This window comes from Mycobacterium attenuatum, assembly GCF_900566085.1.
Lineage (GTDB): Bacteria > Actinomycetota > Actinomycetes > Mycobacteriales > Mycobacteriaceae > Mycobacterium > Mycobacterium attenuatum.
In genome coordinates this window covers 1-24,749 of the sequence record NZ_UPHT01000073.1, presented here as the reverse complement: position 1 = coordinate 24,749, position 24,749 = coordinate 1, and the positions used below count along the sequence as shown (strand labels likewise).

General features: G+C 64.6%; 20 protein-coding genes and 1 pseudogene. 9 read left to right on the top strand and 12 right to left on the bottom strand.

Annotated features, from left to right (window positions below):
• Window positions 1-34 precede the first annotated feature (34 nt).
• Window positions 35-919, top strand: coding sequence for a class I SAM-dependent methyltransferase (locus tag EET13_RS31405; RefSeq protein ID WP_244603879.1), 885 nt, complete (start codon window positions 35-37; stop codon window positions 917-919).
• A gap of 209 nt (window positions 920-1,128) precedes the next feature.
• Window positions 1,129-1,635, top strand: a complete 507-nt coding sequence (locus EET13_RS12385; protein ID WP_122442570.1) for a GtrA family protein — start codon at window positions 1,129-1,131, stop codon at window positions 1,633-1,635.
• Between the two features lie 112 nt (window positions 1,636-1,747).
• On the opposite strand, the gene EET13_RS12380 is transcribed toward EET13_RS12385, so the two are convergent.
• The 6 genes from EET13_RS12380 to EET13_RS12355 form a co-directional block, all read right to left on the bottom strand.
• Window positions 1,748-3,262: a glycosyltransferase family 87 protein gene (locus EET13_RS12380; protein ID WP_211189061.1), complete on the bottom strand. Its 1,515-nt coding sequence runs from the start codon at window positions 3,260-3,262 to the stop codon at window positions 1,748-1,750.
• A gap of 201 nt (window positions 3,263-3,463) precedes the next feature.
• Window positions 3,464-5,329 carry a hypothetical protein gene (locus tag EET13_RS12375; RefSeq protein WP_244603878.1) on the bottom strand — a complete coding sequence of 622 codons (1,866 nt, stop codon included), beginning with the start codon at window positions 5,327-5,329 and terminating at the stop codon, window positions 3,464-3,466.
• 327 nt (window positions 5,330-5,656) lie between these two features.
• A complete protein-coding gene (locus tag EET13_RS12370; protein WP_122442568.1) occupies window positions 5,657-6,100 on the bottom strand; it encodes an Rv1352/Rv1906c domain-containing protein in 444 nt (147 codons plus the stop codon).
• A 152-nt stretch (window positions 6,101-6,252) separates the two neighbouring features.
• Window positions 6,253-7,746: a glycosyltransferase gene (locus EET13_RS12365; RefSeq protein ID WP_122442567.1), complete on the bottom strand. Its 1,494-nt coding sequence runs from the start codon at window positions 7,744-7,746 to the stop codon at window positions 6,253-6,255.
• Between the two features lie 26 nt (window positions 7,747-7,772).
• Window positions 7,773-8,792, bottom strand: a complete 1,020-nt coding sequence (locus EET13_RS12360; RefSeq protein WP_122442566.1) for an NAD-dependent epimerase/dehydratase family protein — start codon at window positions 8,790-8,792, stop codon at window positions 7,773-7,775.
• Complete coding sequence (locus EET13_RS12355; protein WP_244603877.1) at window positions 8,789-10,189, bottom strand: nucleotide sugar dehydrogenase; 1,401 nt, start codon at window positions 10,187-10,189, stop codon at window positions 8,789-8,791. The genes EET13_RS12360 and EET13_RS12355 overlap by 4 nt, the downstream gene beginning before the upstream one ends.
• Window positions 10,190-10,357: 168 nt before the next feature.
• On the opposite strand from EET13_RS12355, the gene EET13_RS12350 reads away from it, so the two are divergent.
• The 3 genes from EET13_RS12350 (at window position 10,358) to EET13_RS12340 (ending at window position 13,103) form a co-directional block, all read left to right on the top strand.
• Window positions 10,358-10,804: a GtrA family protein gene (locus tag EET13_RS12350; protein ID WP_122442565.1), complete on the top strand. Its 447-nt coding sequence runs from the start codon at window positions 10,358-10,360 to the stop codon at window positions 10,802-10,804.
• Between the two features lie 107 nt (window positions 10,805-10,911).
• Window positions 10,912-12,726, top strand: coding sequence for a hypothetical protein (locus EET13_RS12345; protein WP_244603876.1), 1,815 nt, complete (start codon window positions 10,912-10,914; stop codon window positions 12,724-12,726).
• Window positions 12,727-12,890: 164 nt separating this feature from the next.
• Entirely contained in the window at window positions 12,891-13,103 is a 213-nt protein-coding gene (locus EET13_RS12340) for a dodecin (protein WP_122442688.1), read from the top strand.
• Between the two features lie 3 nt (window positions 13,104-13,106).
• Here EET13_RS12340 and lipL read toward each other — a convergent pair whose 3' ends face one another.
• The 4 genes from lipL to mutA form a co-directional block, all read right to left on the bottom strand.
• Window positions 13,107-14,396 carry an esterase/beta-lactamase LipL gene (gene lipL / locus EET13_RS12335; RefSeq protein ID WP_122442563.1) on the bottom strand — a complete coding sequence of 430 codons (1,290 nt, stop codon included), beginning with the start codon at window positions 14,394-14,396 and terminating at the stop codon, window positions 13,107-13,109.
• A 64-nt stretch (window positions 14,397-14,460) separates the two neighbouring features.
• Window positions 14,461-15,432 (bottom strand): methylmalonyl Co-A mutase-associated GTPase MeaB, encoded by a 972-nt coding sequence (gene meaB / locus EET13_RS12330; protein ID WP_244603897.1) that lies wholly within the window; start codon window positions 15,430-15,432, stop codon window positions 14,461-14,463.
• Between the two features lie 100 nt (window positions 15,433-15,532).
• Window positions 15,533-17,785, bottom strand: a complete 2,253-nt coding sequence (gene scpA / locus EET13_RS12325; protein WP_122442561.1) for a methylmalonyl-CoA mutase — start codon at window positions 17,783-17,785, stop codon at window positions 15,533-15,535.
• A gap of 2 nt (window positions 17,786-17,787) precedes the next feature.
• Window positions 17,788-19,653, bottom strand: coding sequence for a methylmalonyl-CoA mutase small subunit (gene mutA / locus EET13_RS12320; protein ID WP_122442560.1), 1,866 nt, complete (start codon window positions 19,651-19,653; stop codon window positions 17,788-17,790).
• 191 nt (window positions 19,654-19,844) lie between these two features.
• Between mutA and EET13_RS12315 the strand changes: the two genes are divergently transcribed.
• Complete coding sequence (locus EET13_RS12315) at window positions 19,845-20,612, top strand: TVP38/TMEM64 family protein (RefSeq protein ID WP_122442559.1); 768 nt, start codon at window positions 19,845-19,847, stop codon at window positions 20,610-20,612.
• Window positions 20,613-20,634: 22 nt separating this feature from the next.
• On the opposite strand, the gene EET13_RS12310 is transcribed toward EET13_RS12315, so the two are convergent.
• Window positions 20,635-20,994: an Rv2640c family ArsR-like transcriptional regulator gene (locus EET13_RS12310; protein WP_122442558.1), complete on the bottom strand. Its 360-nt coding sequence runs from the start codon at window positions 20,992-20,994 to the stop codon at window positions 20,635-20,637.
• A 94-nt stretch (window positions 20,995-21,088) separates the two neighbouring features.
• On the opposite strand from EET13_RS12310, the gene EET13_RS12305 reads away from it, so the two are divergent.
• From EET13_RS12305 to arsB, 3 genes and pseudogenes are all read left to right on the top strand, one after another.
• Entirely contained in the window at window positions 21,089-21,574 is a 486-nt protein-coding gene (locus EET13_RS12305) for an ArsI/CadI family heavy metal resistance metalloenzyme (protein WP_122442557.1), read from the top strand.
• Window positions 21,575-21,702: 128 nt separating this feature from the next.
• Entirely contained in the window at window positions 21,703-22,080 is a 378-nt protein-coding gene (locus EET13_RS12300; protein ID WP_122442556.1) for an ArsR/SmtB family transcription factor, read from the top strand.
• Window positions 22,077-23,593 (top strand): annotated as a pseudogene (gene arsB, locus EET13_RS12295) (ACR3 family arsenite efflux transporter). The gene EET13_RS12300 and the pseudogene arsB overlap by 4 nt, the downstream one beginning before the upstream one ends.
• Before the next feature lie 112 nt (window positions 23,594-23,705).
• Here the strand turns inward: arsB and EET13_RS12285 are convergent.
• Window positions 23,706-24,749, bottom strand: a 1,044-nt coding sequence (locus EET13_RS12285) for a HAMP domain-containing sensor histidine kinase (protein WP_136623154.1), incomplete at its 5' end; no start/stop codon positions are given.

The following is a 24,749-nucleotide window of genomic DNA, read 5'->3' as shown; positions in this document are numbered from 1 at the left end:
AGAGCGAGTCATGATCACTTTGAACCCTGTGAGTGTGGCGGCCGCGATGAAGGCCCGTGTGGGGCGACCAGTGTTGCTCAACCTGCGCCCGCCGCGTGACCGCCGCGCCGACGAGGCGGGCCGCTGCGTGGTCTGCGGCGCCAATACGAGATTCGCCTTCAATTCCTGGACCATCCCCGACGACGTGCACGTCTTTTGGTCCGATCCCACCGTGTCGCGCGCTAATACCCTGCGCGAGAGCATGTTCTGCCGGTTCTGCTGCAGCAACCTGAGAGTGCGGCGGATCGCCGAAGTCCTCGTCGCCCTTTACGGTCCATCCGGTTGTGGGTCGTTCGCCGAACTGATCAAGGATCCGACGTTTCTGGCTCTGGACGTTGCCGAAGTAAACACGATCGGCTCGCTCGGGTCGCTGCATGCCTTCTTGCGCCAGCTACCGCGGCTTTCGTTCTCCGCTTATCAAGGGCCGCAGCGTCTGGGCGAGATCATTGACGGCGTCCGTAACGAAGACATGTGCCGGTTTACCTACCCCGATGCTGCCTTCGACCTCGTCTTGTCGTCTGACACTTTGGAGCATGTCCCCGACTTCCGCACAGCACTGGCCGAGACACGACGGGTGCTGCGGCCCGGGGGGCGCCATGTTTTCACCGTGCCGGTCGTCTGGACGCGCGCGACCACGGAAACGCGGGCGCGGTTAGATGATGACGGCGAAATCATGCACCTGCTGCCGCCCCTCTACCACGGCAAGGGTAGCGGGGCTTACCGTTTCATTCCCGTGGGGGCCGATTTGCTGGCGTTCACCGAGTTCGGTCGTGACATCGTCGAATACGTACGCAAGGCGGGCTTCGAGCCCGAAGTGTACGACGTCGCTGGAGACGGCACAGGTGCCCTGACCGTCTTCGCGGGGCGGGTCCCCGGGTGACCGGTCGGTGAAGTCGCGATGATGGCGTACCTCGTGCTTGTCTGTGCAGAGCGCTCCGGGAACCGGATGCGGTTAGGGAGTGCACAGCTGGCACAGCGGCTCGGTCGGGCGATGTCGTTCCATGAGTGATCGACCGGGATGGCGCATGCATGTCGACGCCGACGCGCCTAGGTTGCGCCGCGAGCGCTCGCGCCATTCGAATGCGTCGGATGACTGAATTCGACCTGGCGCCCGAATCGGCGCCGCCGGGGCCGTTGATCCGGCTTGTCCGCGACCAGCGTGTGGCTTTCCTGGTGGTGGGAGGAGTCAACACCGTCGTCGGATTCGGTATCTTCGTGGCCTGCTCGCAGACCTTAGGCCACCTGGTTGACGGCCGGTTCGGCACGGTCGCCGGATCACTGGTGACGGTCGGCGTCTCACACGTACTGAGCGTGCTGTTCGCATTCGTAATGCATCGTCGGTTAGTCTTCCGCGTTCGCGGCCACGTGCTGCGTGACCTCGTACGGTTCGAGAGTGTCTACCTCACCACCTTTGCCGTCAACGCGATCGCCCTGACTGTGCTGGTCGAGTTAGGCCTGCACCGTATCCCGGCGCAAGCGATCATCTTTGTACCCATCCTGGTGCTCAACTACCTCGGCCACCGGTACTTTTCCTTCCGGCGCGGCGCAGCTGAAGCTCACAGCATCGACGCTCACGACGAAATTTCGCGCACGTGAAGCGCGCGGCCGTTCCAGCCGCCGCCGACCTCGTACGGTTCGCGGCGCCGGCCATACCCGTTGCTGCGCCAAGTAAGTCGCCATTGCTAGACGCGCGGCATGAGAGCTCGGTTTATTGGCTGTCCCCTGGCGACACGGCGGACGGCATGGGTTGGTCTGCGGCCGAGGTGGGAGTCGGGATATTCACCTGGGCACCGTCAGCCGGCCTTCGCGCGTACGAGACGATAATCACCGCGCATGCGATAAGCCACAGGAGCGGCGCCAATTCGGCCGTGGTGTGCACGATCGGTGTGTAGCCGACGATGCCGACAACGCCCAGCTGGCCGGCGAGCGGCGACATCATGGGCGGGCCGGGCAGCGGGATGCGGACGATGGACAGTGCCGCAGCGAGGCTCACGCAGATGCCGATCGCGCGGCGGCGGTCACCTAGGCTTGCGAACCCGTCGAAAATCCCCGACTCCGACGACCCGTCCGGGTCACGAACCACCAGCGCCGCGATCGGCAGAGCGAATACCAGATAGTAGTTGAATACCAGACCGGGAAACAGACAAGCGGTAGTCAGCAGGGCGATGCCCCCCATAACCGGCGGGATGCGTCGCCCCAGAGCCAGCATGGTGACAACGACCAACAAGAGCAGGACATAACCGATCAGCGATCGAGTCATATCAAGAAAGCTGTTCGACACATAGCCCCACCGCGGGTCGTAGAGCTTATCCGGAATGAAGAAGATTCCTCTTGCGAATGAAACGTTATACGGCCCCACAAGCGTGTCGACCGAACTGCTGTAATTGAGGAGGCTGCGGGCCGATTGCACAATTGTTTCCGGAAAGTCGCGTGGCCACAGCAGATATGGGACGAGATTCGAGATCACAACCCCAACGGCGGCGATGCCACCCATCCGCCATTGTCGGGCTGCGAACAACGCCACTGCGAGTAGTACAAACTGTGGTTTCAACAGCGCGGCCAGAACCACCATGATCGCCACCAGTCCCCATCGTTGCCGACGCAGCGCCACCAGAAAAACCAGCCCGATCGGCGCTATGAACCCCACCGAGTTACCTCGATCGATCACCCCCCACACCGGAATGGCCATGGCTCCCAACGCCACAAAGACGACCACGCGCTCCAGGCCGCGAGCACCGCGCGCTGCCCAGACCGCGGGGGTAAAGACAGCACCCGCCAAGAGGAGCTGGTAGCCCCAGAACCCCAGCCGTGGGGCGTGCATCCATTTGCCCAGAATTCCGAACAGCATCTGCGGCAGCAGCCCCGCCGGTGGGTAACCGGCGCCCCCTCCCGCCTCGTAGTTGTTCCAGGGCAGCCGCAGCGGGTAGGGCTCCCATGGATTGGGCCGCATTCCGAAGCCCAAGGTCATTCCGTAGTCGCTGAAGCAGTGCGTGCCCACTTGCCTGCCCCAATCAAGCCAGCAGTCCTGGGCAGCCATAAACAGTGAGGTAAGTACGTCGACGGCGTAGTACTGGGCGAGAACGAAGCCAATTACGCCTGACACCGCCGACCCCAGCAAAACCGCGCCGAGCAGGAGTGTGCGTTCGGACTCGCGAATGACCGCCGAGACTTGTTCTCGAGTCGCAGTGACCGCGCCCCCCAGCACCTCGACAAGTCGACTCACGCGTTCTCCCCTCGGTTCCGACGAAACCGCGGCAAAGCGAGCTGCCGCGCCTACCCCGGAGACAATATAGTGGCCGCGTTGTCCCGCAAGCGAGGAAAAGGACATCGGCCGACCGCAATCCACTGAAATCCCAGCCGTTCCGGTGCCGATAACCAACCACTCTGCACGGCGGGCAGGCCGGGACCGCGGCTTAAGGCGGCTTTAGGATCCAACGCGCATCTCATAGATGCGCAGTCGGGCAGTAACCATAGATCCATTTAGGTTCACGGTGCTGCCGACACCAATGCTGTGGGCGTGAATCTGCAGATTCGTGTCTGCTACCGACGCGGGGGTATTGACCAGAAATGGCTCGGCCGCGTTCTTCGCGATAAGGCGGTAGGTGACCCCATCGACCGCGAGGGTGAAGGTGCTCAGTGGAGCGATCTTTCCGTGGAAGTACCGGTCGGCAAAGGTCTCATCGAGATCGATTGCAACCAGCACCGCCCTATCCGGTGCGCTGGGGGCGGGAATCGACACCGGATGCTCTTCCCGCACGGAGACCTCAGACAGTTTGGTGAGCGGCCCGCAGTGCGGGGCGGTGTGTTTGAACAGCGCCCAGCGGTTTTCGATGCCGCTCAGCGCGTAGTTGCATAGCAGGGCACGCGAATACAGCGGGGATTCTTGCACGCCAAGCCGGCCGTCGATACCGACGGCGGGCAACGCCGGCGATAACCGGGACAGCACGAATTGCGGCCCGTTGGCTAGTGATTCGCCGTTCAGGGCGTCGAGCATGGGTGTCAGAGCTTGATATGTCTGGAAGACCGGTGTCGGATGCCACGCGAGATCGTAGGCCCACACGGCCGAAATCTCGTGAGGGTCAACATGGACCGTGCTCGACCCGATGGTCTGGATGAAGTGGTCCGGGATGCCGTAAAGCGCACGCTGGCGTGCCTTGGCTTGTTCGATTTTTTGCTGCACACGACCCGGCAAGGCGAAAGTGACTATGCGATCCGCTGCTTGCACCGGTGCGCGCATCGCCAACACCCCGCGGTCGGACAGAGCGGGAATCCCCCCGAGGTCGACCACGAAAACCAAAGCCACCGCCAGCGCAGCCACCACCAACGTGCGACGGCGTGCTCGGGGCCATGGGGTGATGGCCAGCGCAACGACCATCACCCCGACCAGAATGGCGAAGTGCCACGGTTCGAAACGTCCGAACGCGGCCTTTCCCGCGATCAGGGTCGCGAGGCCGACGAGTATCAGGTAGCGGCGCGGTATGTTGTCTCTTCCGCGGACGAACACCACGCAGAGCCAACCCATCCAGGCGATGCTCAATACGACTGAGGGTAAGGCCCATTGCGGGAGGGGCGCGGTCGCCATTCCGTCCGTGTAACCCGATGCAATCGCGGCGCTGCCCCGAAGCCACGCCGGAAGATTGCCCGGTCGCTGACCGGCGAGCACCCACCAAACAAGGGTGGAAACCGCGAATGCGGTTATCGTTGCGCAATGCCGGCCGACAGCTTTCCAGCCGAGCAGCACCGACGTGGCCAACGCGATGACCATGATGGCAAGGCCGGTGTTGAATTTCATTAACAGCTGAAAGCCCGCAACCGCGCCGAGCATGACGCAGGTCGTGAACACCCTCGACCGCTTGGGCTCGCGCTGCAAGAGGGGCACGCTTGCCCACACGAACGCCGCGAGAACGGCCAGCTCGGGGTACATCATTTCCAGGGCGGCAGAACCCCGCAGAGCCAAACCATGACCGAGGTGCAGGACAGTGAGGATACCGGTCAGCACGAACGCGCCGACGAGCGATGCCAGCGGCGGGTGGCGCAACCGCAGGGCTGCCACGATGCCGAGGAAGAGTGCGGCGATGATGATCAACTGGCAGATCGTGGCCAGCAGCGACTGCTCGAATGAGTAGTAGGCACTGGTCCGAAGGAAGCCAAGGGGCCCGTAGGTGAACACCAACTCGCGACCCCATGCAATGTGGTCAATGCGGGCCAGAGCAAGCCCAGCCTGCCAAGAAGGATCGAGCCCGACGCTCGGATCGACCGATGGCTGCGGCCAGAAAATCACAGCAGCCATGACAGCCACCAGAACTCGTTGCCACCAGGCCGCGCCCCATGTTGTCGCTGAGAACCATGTGCCAACTCGTCCCGACGCCCTGCTCACCCATCTGCGGCCAACGAACAACGAATCCAACAGAATTCGCGGCTTTGGTCGGTCGGTGCGCCGATCACCAAGGAGTTCGTCGTTTCCTCTCGGGAGGTTCATCTCCGCGTTGTGCGGCGACCCATCAGCACACTGCTCACCAGGGTGTGTGCGGCCCGGCTCACGGGCCGCATCAACAGCCATCGGCAAATACCCAGCTGCGTGGGGCGCAGCGCGACGCGTTCACCCTGGAATGGATCGTCACCCGAGTCCCGTGACGCTCGGGACATGCACCATCTGCCAGGTACCGCAGTTTTGCGTCAAGAACGCGGTGTCGCTCTCCTTGATCTGGATTCGTTGCGGACCGCTGCCCTTCCAGCTATCAATGACGTCGCTGGTATCAAGGCTTCGCAGCCGCGCCCAACTACACATCGTCCCACCGGCTGTGCGATACATCCCCGGCGTGATATCCACCCCGACCAGATACGTGCCGTCCCTGTCGATCACACCGGTGTATGCGCCGAAGGGGTCAATAACGGTCTTGGAACCCGTAGGTGGCGGCGGCTTGAGACCACCCGCTGTTTCCGGGGCGGCGGCCTCCACGGTGACAGTTTGCGTGACGGTCACTGTCGAGGCCGTGGTGTGTGTGCCGCTTCCGCACGCTGCAAGCAGTAGTGCACCAGCAACCACTGCAAGGAGCTTCATGCAGATGGATTGTAGACGGAGCCAACTGGATGGATGGCCAGTTTTCACTAAAACAGTTGACGATTTGGCTGGCGATAAACGAGGCTTTGTCCGGATGGCATGGCGGTAGGCGGGGCCGTTGACAGACCCTCGGGGGTTAGCTCCAATTCGCTTTAGCTACGGGGCCTTTCGCTCCGAACTCGGTCAGCGCCACTCACTCGATGGCGCCGCGCGACCTCCGCGACGGCGATCGCGGCCAGCCCGCCGCCCGTCCAGCGCAACAGCGGCCGCCGCATGGCCAGCCCGTACCAGTGCAGATAGGAAGGCAACCAGCCCACCAGGTCGAACTTGCTGGTCCCCGCGGTGCGGTCCGTCCAGCTGCTGGGCACCTCGTCGACCCGATAGCCGAGCAGATGCGCCTTCGTCGTAAGTTCCAGACCCACCTCGAACCCCCGCAGACTTTCCACGGGAACGTCGTCGAGGAACCGGCGGCTGTACGCGCGGAAGTTGGTGGTCGCGTCATGCGTCGGCATACCACCGACGTAATGCAAACTCAGCCCGGCCGTGCGAGACATTAGTGTCTTCAAGCGCGGTCCGCCGGTTTGCGAGCCGCCGGGCATGTATCGCGATCCGCTGACAATGTCGGCGCCCTCGTCCCGAATCTTTGCTGCCATCAACGGAATTGCCGCTGGCGGGTCCGACAGGTCGGCCATGCTGGTCACCACGACATCCCCCTGCGCGGCCGCAAAGCCGGCGATTAGTGCGTTGGCCACACCCTTGCCGATGGAGTTGCGGACCAGCCGGACGGTGGCCGGCTGGTCGGGCATGGCCGCCAGCGCCGGCAGCGTGGTGTCTTCGTCGAAGTCGTAGCAGACCAACAGCTCATGCGGCTGGTCGGCGAGCGCCTCGGCAAGTCTGCGGACACAGACTTGAATGTTCTCGCCCTCGTTGTAGACGGGGATGACCACACTCACCAACCGCTGACGATCAACGTTGGCTCGCGGTTTGCGGGCGCGGATCACAAACTGTTTACCGAAAAATGGCCACGCCATTTTGGAGTGCAGGTACAGCCGCACCAAGGGCGGCGCCTGCGGCCACGGCGACCTCGACGTATACGGCAGGAACCGGTCATAAGCATCGACGATCTTGAGCCGGTTGGATTCCAGCAGCTCGATCAACGACCGGTCGCTGATCGGCACGGTGTGGTCCCAGAAGTCCCAATAATCCCCGCCGACAAAGCGAATGTTAGGTCCCATCGCGATGAAGTGCCCGCCCGGTTTGAGCACTCGGCGGGCCTCGGCGATGGTGTGTTCGACTTCAACCTTGCTCGGCAGATGCTCGAGCAGATTGCTGGTGAACACCACGTCCACCGACTCGTCCTCGAGGAAGCCCAAGTCCTCGGCACGACCGTGGTGGAACTCCACCCCGGGCTCGAGCATCCCGGCACTGTCGGGGTTCAGGTCGACGCCGATGCGGCGAGCGGCACCAACCTGGTTGAGGAATTCGCCGTAACCACAACCCAAATCCACCACGGTGTCGCTGCGCCTGATCCACGCCTGGAAGAAGTCGCGGACCAGCACGCCCCAAATGGCCGATCGCGCTTCCCGGGCGTGGCCGAACCGGTTGCGGTAGAGCTGTTGAAGATCGGGCTCACCCGCGATACGCATGGCGCCCTTGTGGGTACGACCGCACGTCAGATGGTCCCGGCCTCAACGGCATCGGCAACCCAGGGTATGACCTCGTCGAGCATGGCATCCAGCGTAGTCGTCGCCTCGAAGCCCAATGTCTGTGAAGCCTTGTGGACGTCGGGTGACCGCAGCTGGACATCGTGCTGGAACGGTGGATCACTTTCGTAGCGAAACGGGGTGTCGGGCCGCATTTTGCGCCAGATCACCTCGGCCAGTTCCAGCACCGTGGTGGCCTCCGGTGTGGACAAATTGAAGTCGTCGTTGAGCGCGGCCGGGTGCTCCATGCAGATGCGGATACCACGCGCCAGGTCGCCACCGTAGGTGTAGTGACGGATCTGGGTGCCGTCTCCAAGGATGTGCAGCGGGTTCTGACCCTTGGCCACCTTTTGAATCAGGTCCGGCACAACATGACTCATCGCGAGTTTGACGTTGCCACTTGGGATTTCATGCCCACCCAGCGCCCGCTGCTCGCCGGTGCCAACGCAGTTGAACGGGCGGATGATGGTGTACGGCAGGCCGTACTGCTCGTAGGCACCATGGGCGAAATACTCACAGGCCAGCTTCTGGAACCCGTAAGTGCTTGTCGGAGGCGGGCATTCGGTGATGTGCTTTTCCGGTGTCGGGAAGACGGTAGCGTTCTCGAATACCATCGACGAACTGATCACGTTGATCTTCTTGAGCCAGCCCTTGCGGTACGCATAGATTGCGGTATCGAAGTGGGCGGCGGCGATTCGCTCATTCTCGGCCAGCAGGTCGTAGGCGTACTCGTGGAAATAGGTGATGCCGCCGATGCGGGCCGCGCTGGCTATCATCTGGTCACAGCCTTCGACCAGCCGGAACATCAGGTCGACGTCTTTGACGTCACCCTCGACGAAGTGGTACCGCGGGTGGTCGTCGTAGCTTTTCTTGACGGGGCCGTACTTCGAGTAATTGTCGATCCCGACGACTTCGTGGCCGGCGCGCAGCAGCTCCTCGACGACATAGCCGTTGATGAATCCCGCGCTACCGGTTACCAGAATCCTCACCGGGCCACCGCTTCCGGCCCCAGGGTCGCCAGCTGGGCGCCATTGAGGGCGCCGTCGTCAATCTCGCTCACATCCAGGCATCCCCAGACATCCTCAACGATCTTGCCAGGCGGTACCGAAAGACCTCGGTAAGCCGAGTGCGGAACACCGACCACGATGACGTCGGCACGCTCCACCACGGTGTCCAGCGGGTAGTAGTCCTTGCCCTCCAAGAACGGATCGTGCAGCAGCACTTCCTTGGCCTCCAGTATCAGCAGGTGCCGCAGTTTGAAACTGAGCGAGTCGCGGGTGTCGTCGCAATCGGCCTTGAACGTCATACCGAGGATGCCAACGGTCTTGTCGCGCAGGTTAACCCGGCGCTTGAGCATGTTGACGATGAACTGCGGCTGACCCTCGTTGATGAGCATGGCCGCATGTCCCAGCATGAAATTGTTGTTGCTGAACGCCGCCAGCTGCATGGTGTCCTTCAGCAGACACGGGCCGGCCGCAAGCCCGGCCCGGGGCAGGCTGTCGACCCGGAAGTTCTTGTACGTTGCCGCATGGTGGACCCGGTCGAAATCGAGTCCGGCCTCCCGGCTGAGCAGATAGAACTGGTTGGCAACAGCGAACTGGATATAGCGGTAGCTGTTGCAGAACAGCTTGGCCAGTTCGGCTTCCTGCGGCTCGACTTCGATGATCTCGCCGGTGATTCGCGAGAAGAGTTCGCGGACCACCCGGCGGCCCTCGGTATCGAAGCCGCTGATGACCTGAGGAATGATGCGCAGCTCGCGGATCGAGTGACCCTGAGCGATCCGTTCGGGGCAGAAGGTGACGTGAACGCCGATCCCCCGCTCGGCGAACATGTCGTGGACGCGTTGACTCAGTCCCGGATACACCGTGCTGCGCAGGACGAGCGTCTGATCGTCATGGAAGTAGGGGCTGATCTCGTCGATGATCCGAAAGAACGTGTGCGCCTGCGGCGTCAGGTATTCATCGACAGGCGTGCCGACGACACAGATCACGATGTCGGCATTGCGCACTACCCATGCGTCGGTGCTCGCACAGATGCGACCGGTCGGCAACAGCCGCTTGAGCAGATCCTCGGCACCGCTCTCGATGAAGGGCATCCGGCCGGCCATGATGGTCCGCAACGCCTGGGCGTTGGTGTCCAGGATGTCGACGGTATAGCCCTCGTCCGCCAACACCAATGCCAGCGGTAGCCCGACATGTCCGGCGCCACCGACGATACAAATACGTTCAGAGGGTTGACTTGCCACGTGAACCGCCGCCTCGCCTTCCTGTTCCCGGTTGGGCCCGGAGTGCTGGACCATAACCAAGCCGATCGTCGTCTCAATACGGATGGTGTTGGAGCCTACGAGATCACCGCCACCGAATGCGGCATTTCCCGCGATTCCCAAAGGCCGATCCCCCCGCGGCTCCGTTGACGGCGGCAGCCTTTCGCACCAGCATTTCACGCATGCGGTGAGCTTGTCCGTTGAATCGCGAAGTTCTAAGCCCCAGATTGAAGGTCCCGGATTCTTTGGTTCCCACCAGAGAAGTCCTGATTCCGAGTATCTTGGCTGACCATGGAGCTCGCGGGGGGCTTGACGGCCTACACCAGCGACGAAGTGCGCAAGAAATTGCGCTATCTCGCCGTAGCCCTGGTGTTTCTGCCCATCGGGCAAGGCCTCATCCAGGTCTTGGGCCCGTGGCTGGATAATTACACCCTCGCATCGCTGCTGGCGGCGGCCATAGTCACGATTCCGAATTTCTTCGCCAACAAGCGCTTCGTCTGGCGGGCGGTGTCGGGCGAGAACCTCCATCATCAGGTGCTGGTGTTTTGGACGGTGGTGATGTTGGCCGTCGGACTTGCCACATACTTCACCTACCTGGTCGACGACGCGATGGCCGGTTACAGCAGACCCGTCCACGGCAGCGTGGTGTTCCTGGTTCAAGTGCTCGGCTTCGGCCTCGTATGGATCGGCCGCTACCTGATCCTGGATCGATGGCTGTTCCGCGAAATCCGCACCTGAATCGATAGCTTTCAGGCATGGTGACAACGCGCGCGGGTCGCGTCAAGACATGGTGTTCAACGGCCGGTTGGGGGTCGACTCGTTGGCAACGGTGCCTCGCCGCGCTGGTGACTGCCGTCCTGTTTTGGCCGCAGTCCTCAGTCGACGCCGATAGTGGGCTCGATCCGTCCTGGGAAGCCGCGGTCGCGCTGGCCCGGATCCACCACCTCGAGTGGGGTCCCGAAATTGTCTTTACATACGGACCGCTGGCATTTCTGCAGAACACCGGCTACTACTCGACCCAACAGGCGGTGCTCGCCACGCTCTACCAGGTAGCCGTCATCGCGGCGTTGTTCCTCGGCGTCACAGCGGCCATGCGTCGGTGCTACCCGGCTACGACGGCGCTTCTCGGCGCATTCGTGACCACCGGAATCACCGCCATCCTGTTGGGTTCGATGTACCCCGAGACGGTTGTTCTGGCCGCGTTCGCATGGTCCGCACCACTGCTCTTGCGTGATGACGTGAAGCGGTCGACGGCGTTCATCACGTGTGTCGTGGTGGCCGCGGTCGGCGGCTTCGAGCTGCTGGTGAAGTTCAACACCGGGGCGGTCATCGCGGCCATCGCGCTGGCGGCATCGATCTTGCGGGACTGGCGGGCACTGGGCCGCCACTGCGTGACGGTGATTGTTTTCGCGGCATCCATCCCGATGTGGTGGCTGCTGGCGGGTCAGCGGCTGGGCAACCTGCCGGTCTGGCTTGGATACAGCGGCCAGATCGTTTCCGGCTATATCGAGGGGCAGGCCGTGCCCATCCCGCGCGACGCGGTCGGCGCGGTTCTGCTGACCATCGCATGGGTCGTGGTGATCTGCGCAATGTTCGTGCGGGGCGGTCCGGTGATTCCGCGCAACTACGTGCTGCTCGTCGCGGTCGCCTCAGTCCTGATCGCCAAGAGCGCATTCGGGCGCTACGACACCAATCACTTTTCCGGGTTGTTGGGTCTGATGGTGATCACGGTGGCCATCACCCCCCTCTACGGAATTGTCCGGCGGGGATTCGAGATCGCCGCGGCGGTGGTGCTCGTCGTGTTCCTCGTCGGGACACTGGCAATCGAGCAGCGACCCGTTGCGGTGCTGCAGGCCCCGGTGCGCGCGCTGGATCGCCTGGTCACATTGGCCTTCCCCGGACGCGCGGCAACACACATCCAGCACAGCAAGGCGCGCCAGCGCCGTCATTACGGCATTCCCGAGCGGTTCGTCGAAACCATCGGGTCGGCGACGGTCCACGTCGACCCCGGCGAGACCTCGGCCGTATGGGCGTATGACTTCGCCTGGCGCCCGGCACCGGTCTTTCAGACCTACTCGGCCTACACCCCTGCACTGGACAAACTGAACAGCGACGCTCTGGCCGACGGGCCACAATTCGTGCTTTCGCAGCAATCGCCGACCGCACCTGCCACCGGCATCAATGGCCGGCTCGGCGTGCAGGAAAACCCGTTGTATTCGCGGGCACTGCTGTGCGACTTCACCGTTAGAGGCCTCGAGAACCACTGGGTCTTGTTGTCCCACATCAAACCCCGCTGCGGACCGCTCCTGCCCATCTCGGACGTCGTTGTGCGCGATGGCAGTTCGGTTACGGTACCCGCACCCAGTGGTCCGCATATGGCGGTCTTGGTGGGCATCGATCTGGATCCGACCATCGTCGATCGGCTCTTCATGGGATCGCTCGTTCCGCTGACGGCCTACACGGTGGCCCTCGACGGCATCAGTTACCGCCTGATCGCCGGCAACGCCGCCGAGCCGTTTCTGGTCAACACTCCCGGCTCGGTCAATGCCACCAACCTCGAGATCCACTCCCGCACTATCAGCGTTGGCCGTAGTCGTTCATTGGGCCAGCACAACCCCACCGCGCGCCTGCGCTTCTACGAAATGCGCGTCGGCCCGTAATCACCATCTGTCCAAGCCTGCTCACGGTCGGCGGCCGAGTTCGACCGTTCTCCTCAGCGGGCAGGCGCGTCGGCACCGCGCCCGGCCGGCAGTGCAGCAAGATGATGTTTCGGGCCTGCACTGCATTCAGGGGCGCCGTCAACCACCGAACACAAGGGGACGCGATGAGCAATCACACCTACCGCGTTATCGAGATCGTTGGAAGTTCACCCGACGGAATCGACGCGGCCATTCGCAACGGCCTCGATCGAGCGGCGCAGACAATGCGCAGCCTCGATTGGTTCGAGGTTGAGTCGGTGCGCGGCCACTTGGTCGACGGCACCGTCGGCCATTTCCAGGTGACCATGAAAGTTGGCTTCCGCCTAGAAGATTCGTAGCTGCTAGCCTGCGACGGCTCCAGGCTCGGGGGAATACGGCGCTCCGAATCCGGTCACTGGCTGGTAGCCGTGCTTGCGCGCCCTCTCGGCAGCCTGCCGGATCAGGGCGTAGACAGCGACGAACCCGGCGTGGTCGGTCGCTACCAGCGGGGTGAGCAATCGGTTGTGTACCAGGGCGAACGCAACCCCCGTCGCCGGATCGGTCCACCCCACCGAGCCGCCCATGCCGACATGTCCGAAACCCGGCATCAGATTGCCGATCGGGAAACTGTGGTAGCCCAGGTGGAAGGCCATCGGCACGAACAGGTTTCGGTCGGGCCGAATCCGCCGCTCACCGGTCAGTCCCGCGACCAGCTCGCGCGACAGGAACCTGGTGCCGTCGATCTCGCCACCATTGGCGACCGCACCGTACATCTTGGCCAGCGCCCGGGCCGTCACCACCCCATTGGCCGCCGGGATCTCCGCGTCGAGCATGGGAATGTCGCCCTGGACCGCGGCCAGCACTCCGGGGAAGTACATCGAGCGGAATCCGCCGGAGAACTGATTGGCGATCTTGTGCACCGCGTAGGTCAGCACCGGGTTGGCGGCGACATCCTGCGGCATGATGATCTGCGCCGCGCGCGTGGGTGATCCAGCCGGCGGGCGACCCAGGTGGAAGCCGTCCGAGTCGAGTGGCTCGGCGAGCTCCTCGCGGAACAGGGTGCGCATGCTCTTTCCGGTGACCGCCCTGGCGAGCCCCGACATCAGCCAGCCAAAGGTCAGCGCGTGATATGCCGATTTGCCCAGCAGCCGCCCGGGAGCCGCAGCCGCCAGCCGATCTTCCATGACGACGTGATCCATCAAATCGTCCATGGTGGCGCCGCGCAGGCCTGACAAACCGGCATGGTGCCGCATCACGTCGCGGACGGTGAGCTTTGCCTTACCGTTGGCCGCGAACTCCGGCCAATACTCGGCCACCGGAGCTTCGTAGTCGATCAGACCTCGATCGGCCAGCCGGTGGATAACCGTGCCGGCCATGCCTTTGGTTGCCGAGAAGACCATCGGGGCGGAGTCGGCCGACCACGGCACCTCGCCGCGCCGGTCGGCCCACCCTTTCCAGACGTCGACGACGGGTTGCCCGTCCAGATACACCGCCAGTGCCCCACCGCCGGTCCGGCGGGAAGGAAACATGCTGGAAAAGAAACGAACGACGCATGCGAAATGGGAGTCCGCCGCGCCGGACAGGCGATGACCTGCGTCAGGGTCATCGCGGAAAGGAACCGCGCGTCGATTGACTCCGATGTCTACCGTCACACCTTTGAATTTACTTGGATTTCACAGAGGCCAATGTCAAACCGCAATGAAATTTACCGTTCCGTTAGGACGATGCCGCCTGGAGTATTTGCTGGGCCGCCAACGCCGGGGTCAGCTCGCCGGCCCGGACCTGGCACTCCACATCACAGCGGATCTTGCGCACCTCCGGATGCGACAACACCCGGTCCAGCACCGCGTCGCGGACCAGCTGCCACGTCCAGTCGACCTGCTGCTCACGACGGCGGGCTTCGAACTCGCCGGCCTCGGTGAGCACCCGGCGATGTCGCTCGATGGTTTCCCACAATGCGGTCAATCCGGCGCCCTCGACTGCGCTCATAGTGAGAACCGGTGGTAGCCATAGTGTTTCGCGAGGATGGATCAATCTCATCGCAGCGGACAGCTCCCGGGCGGCTATCCGTGCATCGCGCAGATGTTGGCCGTCGGCCTTGTTGACCACCACGACGTCGGCGAGCTCCAGCACACCTTTTTTGATGCCCTGCAACTGGTCGCCGGCACGCGCCAGCGTCAACAGGACGAAGGTGTCGACCATGTTGGCGACCGCGACTTCGGACTGGCCGACGCCGACCGTTTCGATCATGATCACGTCGAAACCGGCTGCCTCCAGCAGGACGACCGTTTCCCGGGTGGCCTTTGCTACTCCCCCCAAGGTTCCCGAGGTGGGCGAGGGCCGGATGTAGGCGTCCGGGTGCATGGCCAGTCGCGCCATCCGCGTCTTGTCGCCCAGAATCGAGCCGCCGGTGCGCGTCGACGACGGGTCGACGGCCAGCACCGCCACCCTGTGCCCCTGCTCGATCAGATACATCCCGAGCGCCTCGATAGCGGTGGACTTACCTACCCCGGGGACGCCGGTGATACCGATGCGGTGTGCCTTGCCGGAATCCGGCAGCACGGCCAGCAGCAGCTGTTGTGCCTGCTCCCGGTGATCTTTGCGGGTGGACTCCAGCAGGGTGATGGCGCGCGGCAGCGCGGCGCGGTCACCGGTACGGATGGCCTGCGCCAGTTGCTCGGGGGTCACCGGGCGCGCCTCGTCGCAGGCGCCGAACGTAACGCCACGGCGAGAAATCGAGCTCGATTTCGCCATGACGTTACGCTCGCGGGAAGGATGGTGCCGGCCACTAGTCCAGCGGGTATCCCAGGCGCTCGGCCAGCTTCTGCAGCAGGCCGATGGCGGCATCGGCGATCACCGTCCCGGGCGGGTAGATGGCAGTGGCTCCCGCGGAGTACAGCTCGCTGAAGTCACCGGGCGGGATGACACCGCCGACCACGATCATGATGTCGGGCCGGCCCACCGCAGCCAGCGCGTCGCGCAGCGCAGGAACGAGCGTGAGATGCCCGGCGGCCAGCGAGGACACACCGATCACATGGACATCGTTATCGGCCGCCTGACGGGCCACCTCCTCGGGGGTGGAGAACAGCGATCCGACGTCGACGTCGAACCCGATGTCAGCGAATGCGGTGGCAATCACTTTCTGACCGCGGTCGTGGCCGTCCTGGCCCATCTTTGCCACCAGGATGCGGGGGCGGCGACCGTCGGCCTCGGCGAATTTCTCTACTAGCTCCGTTGCGGCAGCGATATTAGGGGCCTTTCCGACTTCGTCACGGTAGACACCGGCAATGGTCCTGATCTCGGCCTGGTGACGCCCGTACACCTTCTCCAGCGCGTCGGAGATCTCGCCGACGGTGGCCTTGGCGCGTGCGGCGTTGATGGCCAGCGCCAGCAGGTTGTTACCCAGCCCGTCTACCCCGGCGCGGCCGTGAGCCGCCGCGGCGCGGGTCAGTTCGCCCAGCGCACCCTCGACCGCCGCCTGGTTGCGACCGGCCCGCAACTCCTGCAGCTTGGCCAGCTGCTCAGCGCGCACCCGGGTGTTGTCGACCTTGAGCACCTCGATCTGTTGCTCCTCGTCGACCCGGTACTTGTTCACCCCGATCACCGGCTGCTGGCCGGAATCGATGCGGGCCTGCGTGCGGGCGGCCGCTTCCTCGATGCGCAGTTTGGGAATGCCGTCGCTGATGGCCGCGGCCATGCCACCGTGCTCGGCGACCTCCTCGATGTGGGCTCGCGCCCGCTTTGCGAGCCGGTGGGTCAGCCACTCGACGTAGTAGGAACCGCCCCAGGGGTCGATCGGCCGGGTGGTGCCCGATTCCTGCTGCAGCAGCAACTGGGTGTTGCGCGCGATGCGCGCGGAGAAGTCGGTGGGCAGCGCCAGCGCCTCGTCGAGGGCGTTGGTATGCAACGACTGGGTATGTCCCTGGGTCGCGGCCATCGCCTCGATGCAGGTGCGGGCGACGTTGTTGAAGACGTCCTGGGCTGTGAGCGACCACCCCGAAGTCTGCGAATGGGTGCGCAGGGACAGCGATTTGGGGTCTTGGGGTCCGAATTGCGCCACCAGCTCACTCCACAGCAGCCGGCCGGCCCGCAGCTTGGCCACCTCCATGAAGAAGTTCATCCCGATGCCCCAGAAGAAGGACAGCCGGGGGGCGAACTTGTCGATGTCCAAGCCCGCGTCCAAACCCGCCTTGATGTAGTCCACACCGTCGGCCAGCGTGTAGGCAAGCTCCAAATCCGCTGTGGCACCGGCTTCTTGGATGTGGTAGCCGGAAATCGAGATGGAGTTGAACTTCGGCATTTTCGCGCTGGTGTAGGCGAAAATATCGGAGATGATCCGCATGGACGGCGTGGGCGGATAGATGTAGGTGTTGCGAACCATAAACTCTTTGAGGATGTCGTTCTGGATGGTGCCGGCCAGTTTTTCCGGCGGCACCCCCTGTTCCTCGGCCGCAACCACAAATAGCGCAAGGATCGGCAGCACCGCCCCGTTCATGGTCATCGACACGCTGACCGCCGACAGGTCGATTCCATCGAAAAGCTGCCGCATGTCGAGAATGGAATCGATTGCCACACCGGCCATTCCGACATCGCCCTGCACCCGCGGATGGTCCGAGTCGTAGCCGCGGTGGGTGGCCAGGTCGAAGGCCACCGAGAGACCCTTCTGGCCGGCAGCCAGGTTACGGCGGTAGAACGCGTTGGAGTCGGCGGCGGTGGAGAAGCCGGCGTATTGCCGAATGGTCCACGGCTGGTTGACATACATCGTCGGATAGGGGCCGCGCACATAGGGTGGCTCGCCGGGGAAGCTGTGCAACGGGTAGCCATGCGCCGCGGCGGCACCGCGGTCGGCGGCGATGTAAACGGGTTTGACGTCAACGCCTTCCGGGGTGTGCCAGTGCAGCTGCTCGGACTGATAGGAGTGGGCTGCGGCGGCCGCGGCGACGAGCTCGTCGACGCCCTTGTCGGTGGCCGGCGACACGGCACGATCGCCGTGAAGCGGGACATCGGCGAAACTGCCGACAACGGGCGCGGTGATCGTCATCGCTAGGCCCCCAACCGAGTGAGCAGGTTCGAAAGCGCTTCCAGCGCATTGATTTTTGCGGTCAAGAACTCATCGGGACCGTCGGCCGGCGAGTCTTGCAGCCCTGTTTGGGATCCGGCCAGGTAGACGCGCCCTATCCCGGCGCCTCTTGCGGCCCGCGCCACTTCGACGGCCTCGTCCCGGTAGCGATTGTCGGTACCGCAGATCACCGCCACTGTCGGCGATCCCGCCTCTGCCACCACGTTTGCCACACGGGCCGCGTCGACTGTACCGGGGTTGAGCGCCTCGATGCCACCGGAGGCCAGCAGGTTGACCGCGAAGGTCGTGCGGATGTTGTGCTCGGCCAGCGGACCCAACGGCAGCAACAGCGTCTGCGGTCGTGAGCCGGTGCGGGCCAGAAATCTGTCCGAGCGGTCGCGCAGCGCTTCGAACCCCGCCGCATAGCGCACCAGGGTTTCGGCGGCGCATAGCGAATCGCCCTGTGGCAGTGGGGGTTCCTCAAGATTCGGAAATTCGTTGACGCCGGTGATCGCCAGGCGGCGATGCGCAATGTCGTCGGTGCGGCGTGCGGCAAGCTCGGCGATGCGCCCGGCCAGATAGTCATGCGCGGCGACGAAACCGCCGTGCGCCTCGATGGACTGGAAATGCTGCCACGCCCGCTGGGCCAGTTGTTCGGTGAGGTCCTCGACGAACCACGACCCACCGGCCGGATCCAGCACCCGGCCCACATGCGATTCCTCCAGCAGCAGCAGCTGGGTATTGCGGGCGATGCGGCGCGCGAAGCTGTGCGGGGTGCCGGGAAACCCGCCGGGGATCGCCACATCGAACGGCTGCACCAGCACCGTGTCTGCCCCGCCGACACCTGCCCCGAAGGCAGCCAGCGTGCAGCGCAGCATGTTCACCCACGGATCTCGCTGAGTCATCATCGGCAGCGACGTCTCCGCGTGCACGGTCACCGCACCGCCGTCCGGGTCTCCGGCGACGTCGGCGACGCGGGCCCACAGCTGACGGACGGCCCGCATCTTGGCCAGCGTCATGAACTGGTCGTCATCGGCGGCCAGCCGCAGGCTGATCTGCCGCAATGCCTTGCCGACCGGGAGCCCGGATTCGGTGAGCAGTCGAAGGTATGCGACCGCGGCAGCGACGGTTCCCGCGAGTTCCCAGGCCGCGGTGGCGCCCCGGTTGTGAAACGCTGGTCCATCGACAGTGATGGCCCGCACACCCTTCGTTGCGGCCACCCGCGTGGCGACCGCAACGACATCCTCGACTGCCGGGGCAGGGCGGCCGCTGAACGAGGCTGTCAGCGGGTCGCCGCCCAGGTCGATCGCCATCGTGGCGCGCTGGTCGGCGTCCAGCTCGGCGACCAGCGCAAGCACGGCGTCGCAGGCTGCCGGGTAGTCGGCCCCCGCATCCAGGATCACCGGCGCCAGGTGCAGGTACACGCCGGCAAGCAGTTTTCCGAGCTCCTGCGGGGCCACGCCGCCGGCGCCCGCCCTGATCAGCAGCGCGCTCACCCCCTCGCCGAGCGCACCCAGGAGGGCGGCGTTGGCATCATCGGGCGTTGTCGCGAGTGGGGGCGGAAAGGACTCGGCGACCTTCCAGCCGGAATTCACATCCCGCAGCGCGTCGCCGCCGCGCACATAGGGCCATTGGCCGGGCAGGGACGGCTCGGGCAGCTCGTCGAACGCGGTATAGAGGGCGCGGATTGCGAACCCGTCATAGGTCGGGGTGTCCAGTAGCCGCTCGGGACGATCGGCCAAATCGGCGGCGTCACGGCGGCTGGATTTGGAAAGCACACCGGCAACCGCGCTGCGCCAACGCTCGCGAACCTGTTCTAGGTCGGCGAGCCCGGGTACATCAATGGACACCGACTGCTCCTATTTCCGCAGCAATTGACGTGGTTGATCCGAGACCGCCGCGTAACTAATAAGGCTAATTGATGACGCCCGTCACAACGGTGGCGAGGTGGCCCGCCAGGCCGGCATGCATGCGTGAGCGACAGGAAACGCCACGCTGGCGAAACGCCGATATTCATCTTCGACCCGTACCCTTGATAGGCGTGACGGCTCCCGCCATGTGCAAAACCACCGATACGGTGCGCGGTATTGCTATCGCGCTCGGTGCGGCCGCACGCCAGCTGTCGCTGCCGCGGATGGTGGGCACGGCGGCGGGAATCACAGTCTTGGTGCTGGTAGCGCTGCTGGTCCGGCTGCCCACCGCGATGCAGCTGCGGGATTGGGCCACATCGGTAGGCCCCTGGTTGCCGCTGGCCTTCCTGGTGGCGCACATCGTCGTCACGGTGCCGCCGTTCCCGCGTACCGCGTTCACCGTGGCCGCGGGTCTGCTGTTCGGGCCGCTGGTCGGCGCGCTGATCGCGGTGATCGCTAGCACGGCCAGTGCGGTGATCGCGATGCTGCTGGTACGGGCGACCGGATGGCGGCTCGACCGCTTGGTACGCCGCCGCGCGATTTTCCGGCTAGACGAGCGTCTGCGAGAGCGCGGTTGGCTGTCCATTTTGTCGTTGCGGTTGATTCCCGCGGTGCCCTTCGCGGCGATCAACTATGCCGCCGGCGCTTCAGCCGTGCGGGTCATGCCCTACATGTGGGCGACACTGGCCGGCCTGCTCCCCGGCACCGCCGCGGTGGTGATCCTGGGCAACGCGCTCGCCGGCGATGGCAGCCCTCTGCTGACGTTGGTTTGGGTCTGCACGGGCACGCTCGGCATGGCGGGCCTGATCTTCGAGATCCGCCACTATCGACGCCAGCACCGCCGGGCTGCGCCAGTATGCGGCGAGCCCCTCGCTGAGGCCGCGGTGTCGCAGCAATAAGCGGATCGCCAGCGCGTCGCCGTTACTGACAGCAGCGCGGATCCAGCACCGCGCACAACGCCGGCAAGGCCTGCGGGTGAGCGCGATGAAAGACGTGCATGCCGCGGCGATCCGAGACGACCAGGCCCGCTTTGCGCAACTGGGTCAGGTGATGGCTGACCGTCCCGTCCGAGAGGTCCAGGACCGCGGCCAGCTCGCCGCCGGTCTCCTCGCCAGCGGCGGAGCTGTACAGATACGACATGATCTTGACCCGTGCGGGATCAGCTAGCGCCTTGAGTCGCAACGCGACGGCCAGGGCGTCGGCGTCGCTCATCGGCCCGGCAGCAATCGGGGCACAGCACACCGGGTTGGAGATGTCGATCACGGGCAATGCTTTGGGCATGACTCCCACCGTGCCAGATTTCTTGACATTTATCAAAAAGGTGGCATCCTGAAAATCGATTTTGATATATGTCTCACTAGTTGGAGGTCTTGCCATGTCGCGTGTCCAGCTCGCGCTCAACGTCGATAGCTTGCAGAGCGCAATCACGTTTTATTCCAAGCTTTTTGGAGTCCAACCGGCTAAGGTTAAGCCCGGCTACGCCAACTTCGTGATCGCCGACCCGCCGCTGAAACTCGTGCTGCTGGAAAACCCCGGCGCCGCCGGCAGTCTCAATCATCTAGGCGTCGAGGTCGATTCCACCGACACGGTGCGTGCCGAGATCGCGCGACTGACCCAGGCGGGCATGTTGACCGCCGAGGAAATGGGCACCACCTGCTGTTTCGCCACCCAGGACAAGGTTTGGGTCACCGGCCCCAACGGTGAGCGCTGGGAGGTCTACACCGTGCTGGCCGACTCCGATACCTTCGGCGCCGGTCCGGTCCACCCCGACTCTGCCGAAGGGCAAGCTACCTGCTGCGGCGCCCAAGCCACCGCTGACGCCGACGTGTCATCGGCAACCGTGCCGGCAACATGCTGCTGACCTGCCTGTAGTGACCGCAACGGATGTGCACCTCCAAAACTGGGGCGGCCCACGCGCCTGCGGCCCGCTCGATGAGCATTCGACCGCCAGGTGTTGCCCACTGATTCGATATTTGTCAATATCGATGAATGTCGAATCAGCACCTCGATACCGATCTTGATGAGCGGTGCTGCGAGGAAAGGCCGCTCCTGTCGCAACCGCTAAGCGGCCCGGCCGCGGCCGGGACGGCGGCCCGGTTCAAGGCCCTGTCCGACCCGGTGCGGCTACGGCTGCTCTCCGCGGTGGCCAGCTACGCCGGGGGGCAGGCCTGCGTGTGTGACATCACCGTCGGGCTGGGCGCTCTCGGGGTCGGTCAGCCAACCATCTCGCATCACCTCAAGGTGCTGCGGGAATCCGGGTTGGTGACCTCGAGCCGCCGCGGCAGCTGGGTCTATTACTCGGTGGTGCCCGAAGCGCTCGACGAACTTTCGACGCTGCTCGCCGGGTTGGCCGGGACCGCCCGATGACCGCAACGACGACCGGCGCGCCGGCGGTGGCGCGGCGTTCCACGCTTTCCCGGCTGGACAGGTTCTTGCCGGTGTGGATCGCGTTGGCCATGACCGCGGGTCTGACGCTGGGGCGGTTGGTCCCTGGTCTGGGAGGGCTGTTGAGCGCCGTGCAGGTCGACGGGATCTCGTTGCCCATTGCCGCGGGACTTCTGATCATGATGTATCCGGTGCTGGCCAAGATTCGCTACGACCGGCTCGACACCGTACTGGCCGATCACCGGCTGCTGACGAGTTCGCTGATGCTCAACTGGGTGGCCGGCCCCGCGATCATGTTCGCCCTTGCTTGGCTGCTGCTGCCGGACCTGCCCCATTACCGCACTGGCCTGATCATCGTCGGGCTGGCCCGCTGCATCGCCATGGTGATCGTGTGGAACGACCTGGCTCACGGGGACCGGGAAGCCGCCGCCGTTCTCGTCGCCCTGAACTCGATGTTCCAGGTCGCCATGTTCGCCGCCCTGGGCTGGTTTTATCTATCGGTGCTGCCCGGCTGGCTCGGGGTGCCGACATCGGGCATCGAGGTCTCGGCGTCGCAGATCGCCAAGTCGGTCCTGATCTTTCTCGGCATCCCGCTGGCCGCCGGGTATCTGACCCGACGCCTTGGAGAACGCGCCAAGGGCCGGTGCTGGTACGAAACCCGGCTGCTGCCACGGCTCGGCCCGTGGGGACTTAACGGGCTGCTGTTCACGATCGTGATTCTCTTTGCCCTGCAAGGCGATCAGATCATCAGCCGGCCCTGGGACGTCACGCGTATCGCGCTGCCGCTGTTGGGCTACTTCGCCATCATGTGGGCCGGCGGCTACGCCTTGGGCCTGACGCTGCGGCTCGGGTATGCGCGGACCACCACGCTGGCGTTCACCGCCGCCGGCAACAACTTCGAACTTGCCATCGCTGTGGCTATCGCCACGTACGGCGCCACGTCCGGTGAAGCGCTGGCTGGCGTCGTCGGGCCGCTAATTGAGGTGCCGGTCCTGGTTTCCCTGGTCTACGTCTCGCTGCCGCTGCGGTCGCGCCTCTTCCCGTCACCGCAGACTTGTCCGTCGCACGGCCCGACCGGATGAGCGCCATGCCTAGCGTCCTGTTCGTTTGCGTCCACAACGCCGGCCGCTCCCAGATGGCCGCCGCGCTACTGACCCAGCTCTCCGAGGGCCGCATCCAAGTCCGTTCGGCCGGAACCGAACCCGCCGACCGGATCAATCCGGTCGCCGTCGCCGCGATGGCCGAAGTGGGCATCGACCTGACCGCGGCAACCCCCACGGTGCTCACCCCGCAGGCTGTGCATAGCAGCGATGTTGTCATCACCATGGGCTGCGGCGACACCTGTCCACACTTTGCCGCAGTGTCCTACCGCGACTGGAAACTCGACGATCCCGCCGGCCAGTCCCTGGATGTCGTGCGGACCATCCGCGACGACATCGTCGCACGCGTCCACGCACTCATCACCGAACTGCTCCCGGCAAGCAGCGCCGATTAGCCGTCTCCTGCCGGATCGGAGGTGCACCAGCCTTTGCGCCTGACGTGATACCCGTACGGCGCAGCGATTTTGGGAAAGCTTGCCCGCCGGCATTGGCATTGTGAATTGCAGATCATCCCGTAGGCAAGGTCAGCCGGAACCGGGCGCCGTCGTCGTGCGGCAGGCAGACCAGATCACCGCCGTGCGCGCGGGCCAGCGCCCGGGCGATGGGCAAGCCCAGGCCAGCGCCCCCGTGGTCACGGGCGCGTCCGGCGTCCAGCCGTACCAGGCGTTCGAAGATCCGGTAGCGCTCGTCACCGGGAATACCGGGGCCGGTGTCTGTGACGGTGACCTCGGCTGCCCCGTCACCGACGCTGAGGTCGACGGTGATGGAGCCACCCGCCGGGGTATATTTTCGGGCATTGTCAAGCAGATTAGACAGTATCTGCGCCACCCGCGTAGGGTCCGCCGCAATCGTCATTGCGGCCAGGCCCGCCCGGGTCACCGCGAGGTTCGGGGCCAGCATGGCGGCCCGTTGCACTTCGGCGTCGACAATGGCACCCAGGTCGGTGTCGTGCGCATCCAGCGAGAGCCCGGCATCGATACGGCTCAGGTCCAGCATGTCGGCAACCAGACGGCCGGCCCGGCGGGCATCCGTGAGCAATAGGCTCGCGCGGCGGTACTGACCGCGCGCGACGGAATCGGCCTCGTGCTGGCCGGCGCTGGTCGCCAGTTGTTCGGCGGCGGCCTGGATTCCGGCAATCGGGGTGCGCAACTCATGGGCGGCGTCAACGAGGAATTGCCGGGTCGCGCTCTCGGCTCGCTGCGCCGCTTCCGCGGCGCGCCGGGCCTGCAGCTCAGAAGCTTCCAATGCGTCCAGCATTCCATCGAAAGCAATTGCGGCCCTGCCCAATTCGGTATCAGCGCGATCTGGACGGAGTCGACGGCCGCGATCGCCGGTGGTGATGTCCTTGGCAAGCGCGGTGAGCCGGTCCAACGGGCGCAGCGCCGTGCGGCTGACCGCAACCAGCAGCATTGCCGCCACCGCCAGGGTTGCCAGCCCGGCAGCGATCATCAGCTGACGCAGCTGACGGGTCACCTGGGTGGTCTGCGTCGTGTCGGCAACCAAGATCAGCCGGGAACCGTCGGGCAAGGGGTGCACCACCGCCGTTGCTGT